Raw genomic sequence first — 15,092 nt, 5'->3', positions numbered from 1 at the left:
CGTCCCTCAGCTCCCCGCGCCCGGCGCGACCGGACCGCCGCCGAGGGTCCCGGCAGCCGGCCGGTCGCCCAACCTGTCGGCTGAGGCGAGAAGTTCACGGAACTCCCCGGCGACCGCCGCCGGGTACTCCATCATCGCCACGTGCCCGGCGTCCGGCATGGAGAGCAGCCGGGAGTGGCGGAAGCTGCGCGCGGCCTTCTGAGCCATGCGGTAGCCGACGAGCTGGTCACGGCCGCCGTAGATCAGCAGGGTCGGGGCGAGGACGCGCTCGGCCTGGCGCCAGAGCCCGTGCTGGCCGCCCAGCGTGTACGCGTTGACGATCCCGCGCGCGGACCGCGCCATCGCGTCCCAGAAGTACGGCAGCCGCAGCCGCCGCTCCAGCTCCTGGACCGCGTGCTCGAACGCCTCTGGCGTCACCCGGCCGGGATCGCCGTAGCAGAGGGCCAGCACCCCCCGTACCCGCTGTTCGGCGGTCCACTTGCCGGTCGTACGGGTGAGGAGCCCGGCGACGCCGGGGAGGCCGAGGAGGACCGTCGGCACGGCGGTGCGCTGCACGCGGAGTTCGGGCAGGGCCGGCGAGATGAGCGTGAGGGTGCGTACGAGGTCCGGGCGGACGGCGGCGACCCGGGTGGCGACCGCGCCGCCCAGGGAGTTGCCGAAGAGATGGACCGGGCCGCGGCCGACCGCGTCGAGATAGCGGATGACCGCGCGCGCGTGGCCGGTGACCGAGTAGTCGCCGTCGTCCGGGGGCGGCGAGTCGCCGAAGCCCGGCAGGTCGATCGCCTCGCCGTCCACGACGCCTTCGAGCTGTTCCATCAGCTCCGACCAGTTCTGCGAGGAGCCGCCGAGCCCGTGGATGTAGAGCGCGGGCGGCAGGCCCTCGCGCGCGGGCGGGCGTGAACGCACCGAGAGGGTCACGCCGGGCAGTCCCACCGACCGCAGCCGTTCGCCCTCCGCGACTCTGACTGCCGCCGCCTCGGGGAGCACGCTGGTGGGCGGCACGAAGGGCAGTTCGGTCGAAGACATGCGCCAATGTTACGAGACGATCACACCGTGATTCATGTGTTCGCCGTCACAGAATTAACCGGGCGAGCCGTGCGCGGGCCGTGCCCGGCCCCGGCCGCGCGAGCCGCGAACGGCCCCGGACGGCCGCGAACGGCCCCGGACGGCCCCGGACGGCACGACAGTGACATGGCGACGGCTCGGCGACGCACGGCGACGGCACGATCGAGGCACAGCAGAAGCACAGTGACGGCATAGCGTCCGCATCCGGTGTCTCCTACGCTCGTAGACAGGGCACCCGTATGTGGCCCCCTGCTTCCGCCAGGGATCTTCCGAGGAAGGGAGCCCACCATGGCCCATGACCCCACCGACCCCGACGTACTCGGCGATCTGGAGGCGCTGGACCCCCCGGAGATCGACGTCGAGGCCCCTGAGGGCGACGCAGCCGAGCAGCACACGGACGTCACGCCGTCCCACGACGACCCGCTCACGGGTGTCGATCCGGCCCGCGCGAACGAGGCCGATCTGATCGAGCAGGCGCGCGTGGTCTCCCTGGACGAGGACGACTACCGCTGACCGTGACCGACCGACCGGGCTCCGGTGTGCCCACCTGGCCTGTTCGTATGTCCCGGTAATTTCCCGGTGCGGCTTTCGCCGTCGTCCGGTACGTGAAATTCTGCGCTCGCACCGCGCACAGCACGGTTACCGAAAAGTACGATGGCCGCGCGGAGCGATCCGCATGTGGACGACTCATGTGGACGACTTTGGGAGGCGGCGTGACAGCCATCGAGCAGACAGAGGCGGCGCGCCCGCGGGGCACCCGCCTGCCGCGCCGTGCCCGACGGAACCAGCTGCTGGGCGCCGCCCAGGAAGTTTTCGTCGCGCAGGGGTACCACGCGGCTGCCATGGATGACATCGCCGAACGCGCGGGCGTCAGCAAGCCGGTGCTCTACCAGCACTTCCCGGGCAAGCTCGACCTGTACCTGGCCCTGCTGGACCAGCACTGCGAGGCCTTGATCGGGGCGGTGCGCGGCGCGCTCGCGTCGACGACCGACAACAAGCAGCGGGTCCGGGCGACCATGGACGCGTACTTCGCGTACGTCGAGGACGACGGCGGGGCCTTCCGCCTGGTCTTCGAGTCCGACCTGACGAACGAGCCGGCGGTGCGCGAACGCGTCGACAAGGTCACCAACGAGTGCGCCGAGGCGATCTGCGAGGTCATCGCCGAGGACACCGGCCTGCCGAGCGCCGAGTCGATGCTGCTCGCCTCCGGCCTCGGCGGTCTCGCCCAGGTGGTGGCCCGTTCCTGGCTGCACAGCGACCGCTCGGTCCCGCGCGACCAGGCGGTCCAGCTGCTGACCTCGCTCGCCTGGCGGGGCATCGCGGGATTCCCGCTGCACGGCCTCGACGGCCACCACTGACACCGCCCGACGGCGAATTCCCGTTCGCTGTTCGCTCCTGGCGTGCACGTGCGCAGCGTGTACCTCCCCTCACCGGGCTAATGTGTGCTGCGTACGGCGCGGAAGGTCGCGCACTTCACTGACCGTCGGAGGGACATAGCCGTGGAGGTCAAGATCGGCGTGCAGCACGCGCCTCGCGAGATCGTTCTGGAGAGCGGTCTGAACGCCGAGGAGGTCGAGCGCCTCGTCGCCGACGCGCTGGCCGGCAAGTCACAGGTGCTGTCCCTGGAGGACGAGCGCGGCCGGAAGGTCCTGGTCCCGACGGACCGCCTGGCGTACATCGAGCTCGGTGAGCCGACGGTGCGCAAGGTCGGCTTCAGCGCGGTCTGACCACAGCAGCACGGAGGGGCCGGGTGGACGTGTGTCCACCCGGCCCCTCGTCATGTCGCCCCTCCACATGTGGCCCACAAGTCGTCCACAGAGGAGGATTGCATTCCGCAGGTCACGGGTATGACGGGCTACGACCGTGAAGCACCGGCCGGCCGTGGGAGGGACCACTCGTGATGCTCCTGGAAGTCCTTGGATCCGCACTGCTCGGCCTGGCCCTGTCGTGGGCCGCCGCCAGCCGCCTGTCCCACCGGCTCCCGGCGCGTCCCCTGGTGTTCTGCACGGGCGTCGCGGGGGCCCTCTTCGGTGACTTCGTCACCCACAGCGCGCTCGGCCCCGGCACGGTCCTGGTCACTCTTCTGGGCGCGGCGATCGTCTCGGCGGCGTCCCTGTCCCTGCTGCTCCGCCCGGCGGGCCGCCACCTGCGCCGACGATCGATCCCGGCGTAGCGTCCACTCGCACGCCGAGCACGTTCCGAGCGCCCGAGCCGAAGCGCCCCGAAAGGGGCGCGGGGAACTGCGCGACCGGCCACAACGCACCCGCAGCCGCGCAACCCCCCGCAACCACCCCCCACAGAGCGCTACGCCGCCAGCCCCAGCGCCGCCATCCGCTTCGTGTGGGCCTCGGTGATCCGCGAGAACATCCGCCCCACCTCGGCGAGGTCGAACCCGTCGGCCACGCCCCCGACCAGCATGGTCGACAGCGCGTCCCGGTCGGCGACCACCCGCTGGGACTGGGACAGCGCTTCCCCCATCAACCGCCGCGCCCACAGGGCCAGTCGGCCCCCCACCCGCGGGTCGGCGTCGATGGCCGCGCGGACCTTCTCCACCGCGAACCCTGCGTGCCCGGTGTCGTCGAGGACGGCCAGTACGAGTTCGCGGGTGTCGGTGTCGAGGCGGGCCGCGACCTCCCGGTAGAAGTCACTGGCGATCGAGTCGCCGACGTAGGCCTTGACCAGGCCCTCCAGCCAGTCGGACGGCGCCGTCTGCCGGTGGAAGCCGTCCAGGGCCGCGACGAACGGCTCCATCGCCTGCGTGGCGTCCTCGCCGATCTCCGTGAGCCGGTTCCGCAGCCGCTCGAAGTGGTGGAACTCCGCCGACGCCATCTTCGCCAGCTCGGCCTTGTCCACCAGCGAGGGCGCCAGCTTGGCGTCCTCCGCGAGCCGCTCGAACGCCGCGAGCTCGCCGTACGCGAGGGCGCCGAGCAGATCCACGACCGCGGCACGGTAGTGCGGGTCGGCAGCCGCCTGCGCCCAGTCCTGGGCGGCGACACCGGTCGGTTCGGCGGAGGCGGTCTCAGGCTTGTCAGAGCTCGTCATGAAGCGCACAATAGCCCGCCCGCCGCCTCGCGGAAGCCCCGGGAAGCCACGAGAAGGCCCCCGGGAAATCTCAGGGAGACCCGGAGAAGTGCCGGGGAAGCCCCTGGTCAACCACTGTGACTACCACGACGTGACCAAATCGGCCATCACATGTGCACGATTCCGGGGTATGGTGGTAATGCGCCTGCTGGTACGCCGTCGAATTCCGACGTACCTCGACAGGCCGCACGTATGAGGATGCCCGGTCGGTGGCCCGATCGGCTCCGACCCGACAGCCCTCCCGGCTCGTACGGCACTGTGCGTACGACGACCGGAGGGACACACCCTCAGCGGTACGAGCGCTAGAGCGTCGGCAGAGGTCCCGTGCACTACGGCGTGCCCCCCACGGCCCGCCCGTAAGGCAGCCGACGTCCCCGGCACGGTCCGTCAAAGACCCCCGCGCTCGCCTCGCGCCGCGCCACACAGAAGAGGCAAAACCCTGACTACGACGTTTCGTGAACTCGGAATCCTCCCCGAGACCGCCGAGGCCCTGGAAGCCGTCGGCATCATCAACCCCTTCCCCATCCAGGAGATGACGCTCCCGGTCGCCCTGTCCGGCACCGACGTCATCGGCCAGGCCAAGACCGGCACGGGCAAGACCCTCGGCTTCGGCCTGCCGCTCCTGGAGCGCGTGACCGTCCCCGCCGACGTCGAGGCCGGCCGCGCCGCCCCCGAAGCCCTCACCAACGCCCCGCAGGCGCTCGTCGTCGTCCCCACGCGCGAGCTCTGCACCCAGGTCACCAACGACCTCCTGACGGCCGGCAAGGTCCGCAACGTACGCGTTCTCGCCATCTACGGCGGTCGTGCCTACGAGCCGCAGGTCGAGGCCCTGAAGAAGGGCGTCGATGTCGTCGTCGGCACCCCGGGCCGGCTCCTGGACCTCGCGGGCCAGCGGAAGCTCGACCTCAAGCACATCAAGTCGCTCGTCCTCGACGAGGCCGACGAGATGCTCGACCTGGGCTTCCTGCCCGACGTCGAGAAGATCATCGACATGCTTCCGGCGAAGCGCCAGACCATGCTGTTCTCGGCGACCATGCCGGGCGCGGTCATCGGCCTCGCGCGCCGGTACATGAGCCAGCCCACCCACATCCGCGCCACCGCGCCGGACGACGAGGGCGCGACCGTCGCGAACATCGCGCAGTTCGTCTACCGCGCGCACTCCATGGACAAGCCGGAGATGATCGCGCGCATACTGCAGGCCGACGGCCGCGGGCTCGCGATGATCTTCTGCCGTACCAAGCGCACGGCCGCCGACATCGCCGAGCAGCTCCAGCGCCGCGGCTTCGCCTCCGGCGCGGTCCACGGCGACCTCGGCCAGGGCGCCCGCGAGCAGGCGCTGCGCGCGTTCCGCAACGGCAAGGTGGACGTCCTCGTCTGCACCGACGTCGCCGCGCGCGGCATCGACGTCGAGGGCGTGACGCACGTCATCAACTACCAGTCCCCCGAGGACGAGAAGACGTACCTGCACCGGGTCGGCCGTACCGGCCGCGCGGGCGCTTCGGGTACGGCGATCACGTTCGTCGACTGGGACGACATCCCGCGCTGGCAGCTCATCAACAAGGCGCTGGACCTCAAGTTCCCCGACCCGGTGGAGACGTACTCCACCTCCCCGCACTTCTTCGAGGACCTCAAGATCCCCGCGGGCACCAAGGGTGTCCTGCCGCGCTCGGAGCGCACCCGCGCCGGGCTCGACGCGGAGGAGCTGGAGGACCTGGGCGAGACCGGTGGCCGCGGTGCCCGCGGTCGCGGTGGCCGGGGCGGTCGCACCGACGCCCGTCAGGAGGCCCGTACCGAGGAGCGCGAGCGTCCGGCCCGCACCCCGCGCCGCCGCCGTCGCACGCGCAACGGTACGGCCCTGGACCAGGCCTCCGGTACGACGTCCGCGGCGCCCGCCGCCGAGGCCGCGCCGCCCGCCGCCGACGACGCTCTCGCGGCGTCGGAGCCCGCGGCCACCCGGACCCCGCGCCGCCGTCGCCGCACCCGCAACGGGGCGTCGCAGGAGCCGGTGACGGCCGCCGCCCCGGTGACCGTGACGCCGGAGGCCGTCGTCGAGACGGTCGAGGCCGTCGTGGAACCGGCCGTGGCGGAGACGCCGCGCCGCCGCCGCACCCGCAGGTCCGCGGAGGCCACGCCGGTCGCGGAGGCGACGACACCCGTGGTGACCGAGGCTCCGGTGGTGACCGAGGCACCGGTGGCCGAAGAGGCGCCGGCGGCCCCCGCCCGCCGCCGGACCCGCAAGACGGCCGAGGCACCCGAGGCGGTCGCCCCCGTGGCAGCCGTCGAGGCGGTCGAGACCGTGGCGGAGCCGAAGCCGCGCCGCACCCGGAAGACGGCAGCCGCCGCGGCCGAGGCCGCGGTGGACACCGCCGAGGCCACCGAGGCGAAGCCGCGCCGCCGTGTCCGTAAGGCCGCCGAGCCCGTGACCGAGGTCGCGCAGGCTCCCGCGGAGGCCGTCGAGGCCCCGGCGGCCCCGGCCCGTCGCCGCACCCGCAAGGTCGCGGAGCCGGCCGAGCCGGTGGCGGCCGAGCCGCAGCCGGTGACCACCGTGGCGGAACCGGTGACCGCCGTGGCGGAAGCCGAGGCCGCGACCAAGCCGCGCCGCACCCGGAAGACGGCCGCAGCCGCCGAGACCGCTGTCGACACGGCCGAAGCCACCGAGGCCAAGCCCCGCCGCACCCGCAAGACGGCAGCCGCCGTCCCGGAGGCCGGCGAGGCCGAAGCGGCGGCCAAGCCGCGCCGCACGCGGAAGACGGCCGCAGCCGCCGAAGCCGCGGTCGACACCGCCGAAGCCACCGAGGCCAAGCCCCGCCGCACCCGCAAGGCGACGGCGGCCGTCGTCGAGGCGGAGCCGGCCGAGGCGGTCACCGAGGCGAAGCCCCGTCGGACCCGGAAGACGGCAGCCGCCGTCGCCGAGACCGCCGTGGCGGAAGCCGAGGCCGCGCCCAAGCCGCGCCGCACGCGGAAGACGGCCGCAGCCGCCGAAGCCGCGGTCGACACCGCCGAAGCCACCGAGGCCAAGCCCCGCCGCACCCGCAAGACGGCAGCCGCCGCCACCGCGGAGATCCCGGCGCAGGCGACCGAGGAGCCGGCGGCGAAGCCGAGGCGCACCCGCAAGGCGGCCGAGTCCACGGCGACCGCTGCATCCGCCGAGGCGGCCGACGCGGAGGCGAAGCCGAAGGTCCGCCGGACGCGGAAGGCGACCGCCGCGGCCCCGGAGGCCTGAGCACACGCGTGACGACGGCCCGGACCACCCCGTGTGGTCCGGGCCGTCCGCATGTCCGCACCGCCCGCCCGCACCCACACCCACACCCGCACCTGCACCCGCACCCGCACCGGGATTCACCCACCGGCTCCCGGTCGGTCACCGGGCTGCGGATACCCTCTCCCCCATGAGCAGGCCTCGCACCTTCGTCCCGCCCGCCGGCGCCCGCGCGTACGCGCTCACCACCGACCGGGGTGAGTTCGCCGTCGTCGACGCGCCCGTGGCCGCCGGGGTCGAGCCCAGGGGGGTCGCGCTGCTGCTGCCCGGGTTCACCGGGAGCAAGGAGGACTTCAACCGGCTGCTCGTGCCGCTGGGCCGGCGCGGGTACCGGACGGTCGCCGTGGACGGTCGCGGGCAGTTCGAGTCGGACGGGCCCGCGCAGGACGAATCGGCCTACGCCCGGGAGGAGCTGGCGCGGGACGTGCTCGCGCAGGCGGCGGCGGTCGGCGCGGGCGGGCCAGTGCATCTGCTGGGGCACTCCCTCGGCGGTCAGATCGCCCGTGCGGCCGTGCTCCTCGACCGCACGCCGTTCCGCTCGCTGACCCTGATGGCGTCGGGCCCGGCACAGATCTCCTCCTCCCAGCAGCAGCGCGTGAAGCTGCTCCGGGACGCGCTCGCCGTGATGTCGATGGCCGAGGTGTGGGACGCCATGCAGGCCATGGAGGCACCGGAAGAGCTGGAGGAACCGGACGGCGCGGCGGAGGGCCTGGAGGACGGCGAGGATCTGCGGCGCCGCTGGCTGGGCAACAAGCCGGCCCAACTCATCGCCACCGGACGCCAGTTGTGCACCGAACCGGACCGCGTCGCGGAGCTCGCCGCCGTGCCGCTGCCCTTCCACGTCCTGTCGGGCGCGCGGGACGACACCTGGCCGGTACCGCTGCTGGACGAGATGGCACTGCGGCTGCGCGCGCACCGGACGGTCGTCGAGGGGGCCGAGCACTCGCCCAACACCGACCGCCCCGCCGCCACCGCCGAGGCGATCGCCGGTTTCTGGGACAGCACCCGGGACCGGGTCTAGTACTGCGTCTGGAGGTGCTCCCAGAAGCCGTCCCGCAGGGCGCGGCGCAGGTCGGCCTGGCCGCGCAGGGAGTACTGGAGCATCCCCTCGGCCTCGACGAGGAGGTCCTGGTCGACGGGGCCGGGCAGGTAGGGGTGGCCGGGCAGCAGTTCGACGAGGGCCTCGCGGCCTCGCGAGGAGAGCCACTTCGCGGCGATCTGCGCGCCGATGAAACGGACGTCCTCGCGGGTGGGTCTGGTGGCACCGGCCTCGTAGGCGGGGGCGGCGCGTCTGGAGACGTACGGCTTGAAGAACTCGAGGTCGAGGGTGCGCTGGCTGTCGACCTCCCAGAGCAGCGGCTCGGCCTGGTTGCGGCCCTCGGGGGCCTCGATGCCCCAGAGGTGGACGCGGGCTCCGTAGCCCTGGGCGGCCTCGACCGCCGAGACCAGGTCCTCGTCGCCGCCGAGCAGGGCCGCGTCGCTGATGGCGCGGTGCCGGGCGAGTGACTCCAGGTCCGTGCGGATCAGGGAGTCGACGCCCTTCTGCTGGTTGTTGGCGTTGAGGTTGCCGAGGCGGACCTTGACGTCGGGGAGTTCGGCGATGGCCTGCTGCTCGGCGGTGTGGATGCGGCGGCGGGCGCCGTCGTACCAGTAGACGCGCAGCAGGCGGCTGTCGGCGAAGATCTGGCGCGCCTTGTCGATGAGCGCCTCGATCAAACCTTCGGCGTCGAGGTCGAAGGCGCGGCGGTCCTCCGTCCCGGCGACGAGCCGGCCCGTGGCCGCGTAGAGGTAGCCCGCGTCCACGAAGATGGCATGCGTCGAGGGCGTCTTGGCCACTTCGGCGAGCATGCGGGTGAGCAGCTCGTTCGTGCGGTCGATACGGGCCTGGAGGGCGGCGAGGTCGTCGTTCATCGCCTCCATTGTCCCGGCGGTCACGCTGCGAACACAACCGGTCCCGGTCAGTCTCCCGCAGACTCTTACCGGTCGGTAATTAGACGTTCGAAAAATTTCTTTAGCGTAGGGAATGTTTGTAACACGCAAGCCGTTGACTCCTACGGAACAGGACGACGAAGGGAGAGGCCATGCGCTTCGAAATCATGCGACTCGACGAGGTCGACGGCACCACCGTGGACAGCACTGTCGTGGACGCCGCCTCCGTCAGCAGGATCGTGCAGCAGGCCGCCGCCGTGGGGCAGCGCCTGTGGATCCGACCGGCCGAGACCCAGGTTTCGTAACACGACGACGCGACAACGACGGACGAGAACAGCCACACCGACGACGCGCGGAGCACCGCACAGTCTTCAGAACCCCCGTACGGCACCGATGCCGTACGGGGGTTCTGCGTCTGCGGGCCCGTCGCGCCGCGCTACGCGCCCTTGATCACCTGGGTGACGCCGTTGATGATCTGCTGCACGGCGATCGCCGAGAGCATCATGCCGGCGAGCCGCGTCACCAGGACCACACCGCCGTCCTTGATGACCCGGATGATCAGCAGCGAGTAGCGCATCACCAGCCACAGCACGACATGGATGGCGAGGATCGCCGTCCACACGGACACCTGCATGGCCACGCTGTCGGCCTTCTGGACGGCCAGGATGACCGACACGATCGCCCCGGGGCCGGCCAGCAGCGGCATGCCCAGCGGCACCAGCGCCACGTTGACGTCCTTGGTCTGCTTCGGCTCGTCGTTCTTGCCGGTGAGCAGGTCCAGGGCGATGAGCAGGAGCAGCAGCCCGCCCGCGATCATCAGCGCGGGCACGGAGACGTGCAGGTAGTCCAGGATCTGGTGCCCCAGCAGCCCGAAGACCGTGATGACACCGCCCGCCACGCACACGGCCTGGAAGGCCATCCGTTTCTGCACCTTGCCGGGCCGGCCGGCGGTGAGGGCGAGGAAGATCGGGGTGATCCCCGGGGGATCCATGATGACGAAGAGGGTCAGGAAGAGGGAACCGAAGACGGCGAGATCGAACATGGGGGTGCTACAGGCCTTGCGGGAGGAGGGACTTGGGCGGGCGAGGACCGGGCCTCAGGCTCCGCCGGTCCCCGGCACCGGGAACGCCCCGGTCGCCCGGCGGGTGATCTCGCCGTACACGTCGGGGTGGGTGGTGTACTCGCCCAGCGTCACCGTCTTGCGGCTGCCGTGGTAGTCCGAGGACCCCGTGACCAGCAGCCCCAGCTCCCCGGCGAGACCCCGCAGCCGTGCGCGGGTGTCCTCGTCGTGGTCCATGTGGTCGACCTCGATGCCGTCGAGACCGGCCGCCGCCAGCTCGGCGATCACCGACTCGGGCACCGTACGCCCGCGCTTCGCGGCCCCGGGATGCGCGAAGACGCACACCCCGCCGGCGCCCTTGACCAGCCGGACCGCCTCGAAGGGGTCGGTCTCGTGCTTCTCCACGAAGGCCCGGCCGCCGTCGGCCAGCCACTGATCGGTGAAGGCGTCGCTCACGGTCGGTACGACACCGAGCTCGACGAGTGCGGAGGCGACGTGCGGGCGTCCCACCGAACCGTCCCCGGCGATCCGCAGCACCTGCTCCCAGGTGACCGGCACCCCCAGCGCGTTCAGCCTGGCGACCATGCCCTGCGCGCGCGGCACCCGGTCGTCCCGGACCAGCTCGCGCTCGGCGAGCAGGGCGGGCTCCTCGGGGTCGAAGAGGTAGGCCAGCATGTGCATGGAGACGCCGTCGACACGGCAGGACAGCTCGGCCCCGGTGACCAGGGTGAGCCCCTCGGGCAGCGCGGCGACGGCCTCGGCATGCCCGCGGGTGGTGTCGTGGTCGGTCAGCGCTACGACGTCGAGACCGGCAGCGGCGGCGTTGCGCACCAGCTCGGCCGGGGTGTCCGTACCGTCGGAGGCGGTGGAGTGGCAGTGCAGATCGATACGCACGACACGGACTCCAGCGGGACGGGACGGCAAGGGACGCGTCAAGGATAACGGCCGACGCAGGGTGCCCCTGTCACACCCGCAACTGGTGAGCACCCTTTACCTGTCCCACCCAGGGGCGCGGGGAACTGCGCGACCAGCCCCCACCGGCCTGCGGACGACCATCGCACCGGGACGCGGACGACCTTCGCACCGGCTCTACGGCGCCTACGGCGCTACGGCTCCAGCAACCGCGGCGACAACGCCCCGCACGGCACCAGGTCCAGCTCGGCCCCCGCATCGCGCAGATCGGTCAGCACCAGCTCGTCGTACATCAGCAGCCCCGTCTGCTCGGGCCACACCACGGTCCAGAGCCACAGTCCCCGCGCCTCGCCCGCGAAGACGGCCCGGTCGTCGGGGGCCCCGGAGACGTGCCACAGCGGTGTGGGCCGCCCCGCGGCCAGCACCTTCGTCTGGGGCGGCTTCTCCACGTTCATGTACGGCCCGGGGTCCGGTCCGTCGATCCCCGCGTACCGGGCGCCGAGACCGACCCCCAGCTCCTCGGCGACCAGGATCATCTCCCCTATGCCGCCGAGCGGCGCGGGTCCGGAGCAGGCGACGGCGGTCGCGCGGCCCCCGCTGCGGTCGTCACCGGCGCAGGCCACGCCCGTGAACAGCCAGCCGACCGGCAGCGGCCAGGGCATCCACACCGGAACCTGGGTGCGGTGCACCACCACACCGAGGGCCTCGACGCTGGGCGGGATCACGGGCTGTACCGGATGCACGGTCCCGTGGACATCGCACTGCCAGGTGTCGGCGAAGAGTCCGGGAGCCCTGACCCGGCCACCACACTTCGGGCAACTGGGTTCGCCCCTCATAGAGCCCCACGGTCCTACCCCGGGTCCCCCACGTCAAGGACGATCACCCGTCCAGCGCACCCGGCCGCGTGGACGGCCGGCGCCCGCCGCACGGCACGCCGGCGGCGACGGCGTCACCCGCTTTGCCAACTGCCCGGCGACGCAGGCCGCTTGGTGAGCTTGCTCACCCCCGGGTCAGTCCAGCGGCACGGATTTCCGGTGCGGGTCCCGGAGATCGGCCCCGTTCGCGAGCCAGCGCTCCTGGAGGGCGCCGGCGCCGTGCACGCGCTTCCAGGCGGCCTCGTTCGGCGTCATCGGCAGCAGCGGCAGGAACCGTACGGGGTCGAGGGGCCCGTCCAGCTCCAGGTCCTCGACGAGGCCGCCCGGCTCGCCGACCAGGACGGAGGTGAAGGGCGCGCCCGGCCACAGCGGGCCGCCGACGTCCAGCGACGCGCCCGGCGTCACGACCAGGCCCTCCACCTGCGGGGACGCGGCGAGTACGGCGAGCGCGCGGAGCACCTTGTCGGTCTCGGCGAGCCCGGCGCGGACCGACAGGACCAGCTCGGCGCGCGGCCCTTTGACGGGGTCCGCGACCACCGCGGTGGGGTCGGCCATGGGGTGCGCGGACATGCCGAGCGTGGCGTAGCGGACGACGTTCTCGCCCTGGAGATCCTCGTGGAAACGGAGCACCTCGATGCGGTCCGTGCCGAGGAAGGTGACCGCCGCGCGCGCGTCCGGTTCGCCCAGTGCGGTGGTCAACCGGGCTTCTACCAGAGGAAGAACTTCAGCCATGTCGTGAGCATAGAACTCGTCAGTACCGGGCAAAGCGGCGCCTTGACACTGAGGGCTGCTGCTACTCTGACCGCGGTGGTTCGGGGCAGCACGCAGTGCGTCGCGGTCAGACCCTGACACCGACAGGACTCCCTTACGAGGGACCGGCTGGAGGAGGTGGGGCTGTCATGGATCGAAGTCACCCGTGCAGTACCACTCGCTCTTCCGGCCTCTGAATCTCTTTCTCTGGCTGGCTGCCGCCTTTTCGTGCGCGTTGTCGTTCGGAAGAGCACTTCGTTTCGCTTGCCTGATCCCTCTGACCGGTCCGCTCCGGATCTGTCTGGATCCGTTCGTCTGATCTGAATCAGTAGCGAAGTCGCCACCGCAACGGTGCGGTGCTCCCCGCTTTGTGGACGTGCCAAACATCCGAAGCCAGGACGTCCTCATTCCGGGTAGTTCCACCCGTTCCTCGGCGGTCTTCCGCTGCCTGTCGCGAAGGAGCCTGCCCATGTCGATGATCCGCGACCTCCGTGCCGTGGTCCGCCCTTCCCGCCCCTCGCTGCGCAAGAGCCTGCGGCCGGAGAACGGCGCGTACGACACGACCCGCGACCCCGGCACGCCCTCGGCCGTCGTCGACTGCGCCGTCTACCGGGACGGCGCCCGCGTCGAGACCGGCAAGCCGCTGACCCCGCACGAGGCGATGCGGCTGGTGCGCCGCGACGGCGGGTTCGTGTGGATCGGCCTGCACGAGCCGACCGAGGCCGAATTCGCCGGCATCGCAAGCGAGTTCGGGCTCCACCCGCTGGCCGTGGAGGACGCGGTCCAGGCCCACCAGCGGCCGAAGCTGGAGCGGTACGACGACTCCCTCTTCACCGTCTTCAAGACCATCCACTACGTCGAGCACGACCAGCTCACCGCCAACAGCGAGGTCGTGGAGACCGGCGAGGTCATGTGCTTCACCGGCCGGGACTTCTTCATCACCGTCCGGCACGGCGGGCAGGGCTCGCTGCGGGCGCTGCGGCACCGGCTCCAGGACGACCCCGAGCTGCTGGCCAAGGGCCCCTCGGCCGTGCTGCACGCCATCGCCGACCACGTCGTCGACGGGTACGTGGCGGTCGCCGACGCGGTGCAGGACGACATCGACGAGGTGGAGACCGAGGTCTTCACGCCGGGCCGCCGCGGCGGCGTCTCGCGCGGTGTCGACTCGGCGCGGATCTACCAGCTCAAGCGCGAGGTACTGGAGTTCAAGCGCGCGGTGTCGCCCCTGCTGCGTCCCATGCAGCTGCTGAGCGAGCGGCCGATGCGGCTGATCGACCCCGACATCCAGAAGTACTTCCGGGACGTCGCCGACCACCTCGCCCGCGTCCAGGAGCAGGTCGTCGGCTTCGACGAACTCCTCAACTCGATCCTCCAGGCCAACCTCGCACAGGCGTCCGTCGCGCAGAACGAGGACATGCGCAAGATCACGTCGTGGGCCGCGATCATCGCCGTACCGACGATGGTGTGCGGGGTGTACGGCATGAACTTCAAGCACATGCCGGAGCTGCACTGGCGGTACGGCTACCCGGTGATCATGGCCATCACCGGGGTGATCTGCCTCGGCATCCACCGCACGCTGAAGCGCAACGGCTGGCTGTGATCCGGCCTAGGGTGGGCGCCATGACAAGCGAGCTGCTCGGCCAGGCCCTCGTCGAGGAGGCCACGAAGAAGTCCGGCCTCGTCTGGGTGCGGGCCGCCGGGGCGCCGACGGCGCGTGCGGTGTGGCACGCGTGGGCCGACGGGGGCGTCTGCCTGGTCGGCGACGGAGCCGAGCAGCCGCTGGGCGAGCTGGCCGACGGAGGCTCGGCGGAGGTGACCGTCCGCAGCAAGGACAAGGGCGGCCGGCTGGTCACCTGGACCGCGACGGTCACGGAACTCCCCGTCGGCACCCCGGAGTGGGACGCGGCGGTGGCGGAGCTGAAGGGCAAGCGCCTCAACGCCCCCGACGGCGAGGCGATGACCGACCGCTGGGCGAGGGAGTGCAGGGTGCTGCGCCTGACCCCGACGGGGACGACATCACCGCTGCCGGAGGAGAACCTGGCGGCGCCCCCGCTCGCCTCCCCCGCCACCACCCGGCGCCCGGCCCCGGCCGCCCTGCCACGGCTGCTCTCGCGGCGCCGGAAGTCCGGCCGGAAGTCCAAGTAGCCGGCACCTGAGCCGG

General features: G+C 72.1%; 16 protein-coding genes. 9 read left to right on the top strand and 7 right to left on the bottom strand.

The annotated features are described in order from the left end of the window. Positions 1 to 6: 6 nt before the first annotated feature. Positions 7 to 1,026 (bottom strand): alpha/beta hydrolase, encoded by a 1,020-nt coding sequence (locus tag AB0D74_RS34295; protein ID WP_362595631.1) that lies wholly within the window; start codon positions 1,024 to 1,026, stop codon positions 7 to 9. A gap of 327 nt (positions 1,027 to 1,353) precedes the next feature. Between AB0D74_RS34295 and AB0D74_RS34290 the strand changes: the two genes are divergently transcribed. From AB0D74_RS34290 to AB0D74_RS34275, 4 genes are all read left to right on the top strand, one after another. Beyond that, the gene (locus AB0D74_RS34290; protein ID WP_362595629.1) at positions 1,354 to 1,578 is read left to right on the top strand and encodes a hypothetical protein; all 225 of its coding nucleotides are present in this window, start codon (positions 1,354 to 1,356) and stop codon (positions 1,576 to 1,578) included. A 200-nt stretch (positions 1,579 to 1,778) separates the two neighbouring features. Then, positions 1,779 to 2,423 carry a TetR/AcrR family transcriptional regulator gene (locus tag AB0D74_RS34285; RefSeq protein ID WP_362595627.1) on the top strand — a complete coding sequence of 215 codons (645 nt, stop codon included), beginning with the start codon at positions 1,779 to 1,781 and terminating at the stop codon, positions 2,421 to 2,423. A gap of 141 nt (positions 2,424 to 2,564) precedes the next feature. After that, entirely contained in the window at positions 2,565 to 2,792 is a 228-nt protein-coding gene (locus AB0D74_RS34280) for a DUF3107 domain-containing protein (protein ID WP_046730492.1), read from the top strand. Between the two features lie 173 nt (positions 2,793 to 2,965). Beyond that, positions 2,966 to 3,238 carry a hypothetical protein gene (locus AB0D74_RS34275; RefSeq protein WP_294005637.1) on the top strand — a complete coding sequence of 91 codons (273 nt, stop codon included), beginning with the start codon at positions 2,966 to 2,968 and terminating at the stop codon, positions 3,236 to 3,238. A 131-nt stretch (positions 3,239 to 3,369) separates the two neighbouring features. On the opposite strand, the gene AB0D74_RS34270 is transcribed toward AB0D74_RS34275, so the two are convergent. After that, positions 3,370 to 4,116 carry a ferritin-like fold-containing protein gene (locus AB0D74_RS34270; protein WP_362595624.1) on the bottom strand — a complete coding sequence of 249 codons (747 nt, stop codon included), beginning with the start codon at positions 4,114 to 4,116 and terminating at the stop codon, positions 3,370 to 3,372. A 562-nt stretch (positions 4,117 to 4,678) separates the two neighbouring features. Between AB0D74_RS34270 and AB0D74_RS34265 the strand changes: the two genes are divergently transcribed. Then, on the top strand, positions 4,679 to 7,369 hold the full coding sequence (locus AB0D74_RS34265) for a DEAD/DEAH box helicase (protein WP_362595622.1): 2,691 nt from the start codon (positions 4,679 to 4,681) through the stop codon (positions 7,367 to 7,369). Between the two features lie 166 nt (positions 7,370 to 7,535). Next, the gene (locus tag AB0D74_RS34260; protein ID WP_362595620.1) at positions 7,536 to 8,426 is read left to right on the top strand and encodes an alpha/beta hydrolase; all 891 of its coding nucleotides are present in this window, start codon (positions 7,536 to 7,538) and stop codon (positions 8,424 to 8,426) included. Here the strand turns inward: AB0D74_RS34260 and AB0D74_RS34255 are convergent. Beyond that, positions 8,423 to 9,325 carry an NYN domain-containing protein gene (locus tag AB0D74_RS34255; protein WP_362595775.1) on the bottom strand — a complete coding sequence of 301 codons (903 nt, stop codon included), beginning with the start codon at positions 9,323 to 9,325 and terminating at the stop codon, positions 8,423 to 8,425. The genes AB0D74_RS34260 and AB0D74_RS34255 overlap by 4 nt on opposite strands. A gap of 161 nt (positions 9,326 to 9,486) precedes the next feature. On the opposite strand from AB0D74_RS34255, the gene AB0D74_RS34250 reads away from it, so the two are divergent. Continuing rightward, complete coding sequence (locus tag AB0D74_RS34250) at positions 9,487 to 9,639, top strand: hypothetical protein (RefSeq protein WP_362595618.1); 153 nt, start codon at positions 9,487 to 9,489, stop codon at positions 9,637 to 9,639. Positions 9,640 to 9,770: 131 nt separating this feature from the next. On the opposite strand, the gene AB0D74_RS34245 is transcribed toward AB0D74_RS34250, so the two are convergent. The 4 genes from AB0D74_RS34245 to AB0D74_RS34230 form a co-directional block, all read right to left on the bottom strand. Continuing rightward, positions 9,771 to 10,376, bottom strand: a complete 606-nt coding sequence (locus tag AB0D74_RS34245; RefSeq protein ID WP_362595616.1) for a MarC family protein — start codon at positions 10,374 to 10,376, stop codon at positions 9,771 to 9,773. 54 nt (positions 10,377 to 10,430) lie between these two features. Beyond that, complete coding sequence (locus AB0D74_RS34240) at positions 10,431 to 11,288, bottom strand: PHP domain-containing protein (RefSeq protein ID WP_362595614.1); 858 nt, start codon at positions 11,286 to 11,288, stop codon at positions 10,431 to 10,433. Positions 11,289 to 11,500: 212 nt separating this feature from the next. Further along, positions 11,501 to 12,142: a DUF6758 family protein gene (locus AB0D74_RS34235; protein WP_362595612.1), complete on the bottom strand. Its 642-nt coding sequence runs from the start codon at positions 12,140 to 12,142 to the stop codon at positions 11,501 to 11,503. Between the two features lie 174 nt (positions 12,143 to 12,316). Beyond that, a complete protein-coding gene (locus AB0D74_RS34230; RefSeq protein WP_362595610.1) occupies positions 12,317 to 12,913 on the bottom strand; it encodes a suppressor of fused domain protein in 597 nt (198 codons plus the stop codon). Between the two features lie 487 nt (positions 12,914 to 13,400). On the opposite strand from AB0D74_RS34230, the gene AB0D74_RS34225 reads away from it, so the two are divergent. Together AB0D74_RS34225 and AB0D74_RS34220 are read left to right on the top strand one after the other, a co-directional pair. Next, the gene (locus AB0D74_RS34225; protein ID WP_362595608.1) at positions 13,401 to 14,531 is read left to right on the top strand and encodes a magnesium and cobalt transport protein CorA; all 1,131 of its coding nucleotides are present in this window, start codon (positions 13,401 to 13,403) and stop codon (positions 14,529 to 14,531) included. Between the two features lie 20 nt (positions 14,532 to 14,551). Then, a complete protein-coding gene (locus AB0D74_RS34220; protein ID WP_362595606.1) occupies positions 14,552 to 15,076 on the top strand; it encodes a hypothetical protein in 525 nt (174 codons plus the stop codon). Positions 15,077 to 15,092 lie beyond the last annotated feature (16 nt).

Origin of the sequence: Streptomyces sp. NPDC048278, assembly GCF_040652195.1 — a bacterium.
In the GTDB taxonomy this organism is placed as follows: domain Bacteria; phylum Actinomycetota; class Actinomycetes; order Streptomycetales; family Streptomycetaceae; genus Streptomyces.
Note: the sequence above shows the minus strand (reverse complement) of the source record. Positions and strands in the feature narration are given on the sequence as shown.

Excerpts from the sequence above, each read along its gene's own strand:
- AB0D74_RS34260 (WP_362595620.1), top strand. The coding sequence starts at position 7,536 with ATGAGCAGGCCTCGCACCTTCGTCCCGCCCGCCGGCGCCCGCGCGTAC.
- AB0D74_RS34265 (WP_362595622.1), top strand. The coding sequence starts at position 4,679 with ATGACGCTCCCGGTCGCCCTGTCCGGCACCGACGTCATCGGCCAGGCC.
- AB0D74_RS34235 (WP_362595612.1), bottom strand. The coding sequence starts at position 12,142 with ATGAGGGGCGAACCCAGTTGCCCGAAGTGTGGTGGCCGGGTCAGGGCT.
- AB0D74_RS34290 (WP_362595629.1), top strand. The coding sequence starts at position 1,354 with ATGGCCCATGACCCCACCGACCCCGACGTACTCGGCGATCTGGAGGCG.
- AB0D74_RS34275 (WP_294005637.1), top strand. The coding sequence starts at position 2,966 with ATGCTCCTGGAAGTCCTTGGATCCGCACTGCTCGGCCTGGCCCTGTCG.
- AB0D74_RS34245 (WP_362595616.1), bottom strand. The coding sequence starts at position 10,376 with ATGTTCGATCTCGCCGTCTTCGGTTCCCTCTTCCTGACCCTCTTCGTC.
- AB0D74_RS34295 (WP_362595631.1), bottom strand. The coding sequence starts at position 1,026 with ATGTCTTCGACCGAACTGCCCTTCGTGCCGCCCACCAGCGTGCTCCCC.
- AB0D74_RS34225 (WP_362595608.1), top strand. The coding sequence starts at position 13,401 with ATGTCGATGATCCGCGACCTCCGTGCCGTGGTCCGCCCTTCCCGCCCC.
- AB0D74_RS34230 (WP_362595610.1), bottom strand. The coding sequence starts at position 12,913 with ATGGCTGAAGTTCTTCCTCTGGTAGAAGCCCGGTTGACCACCGCACTG.
- AB0D74_RS34250 (WP_362595618.1), top strand. The coding sequence starts at position 9,487 with ATGCGCTTCGAAATCATGCGACTCGACGAGGTCGACGGCACCACCGTG.
- AB0D74_RS34255 (WP_362595775.1), bottom strand. The coding sequence starts at position 9,325 with ATGGAGGCGATGAACGACGACCTCGCCGCCCTCCAGGCCCGTATCGAC.
- AB0D74_RS34220 (WP_362595606.1), top strand. The coding sequence starts at position 14,552 with ATGACAAGCGAGCTGCTCGGCCAGGCCCTCGTCGAGGAGGCCACGAAG.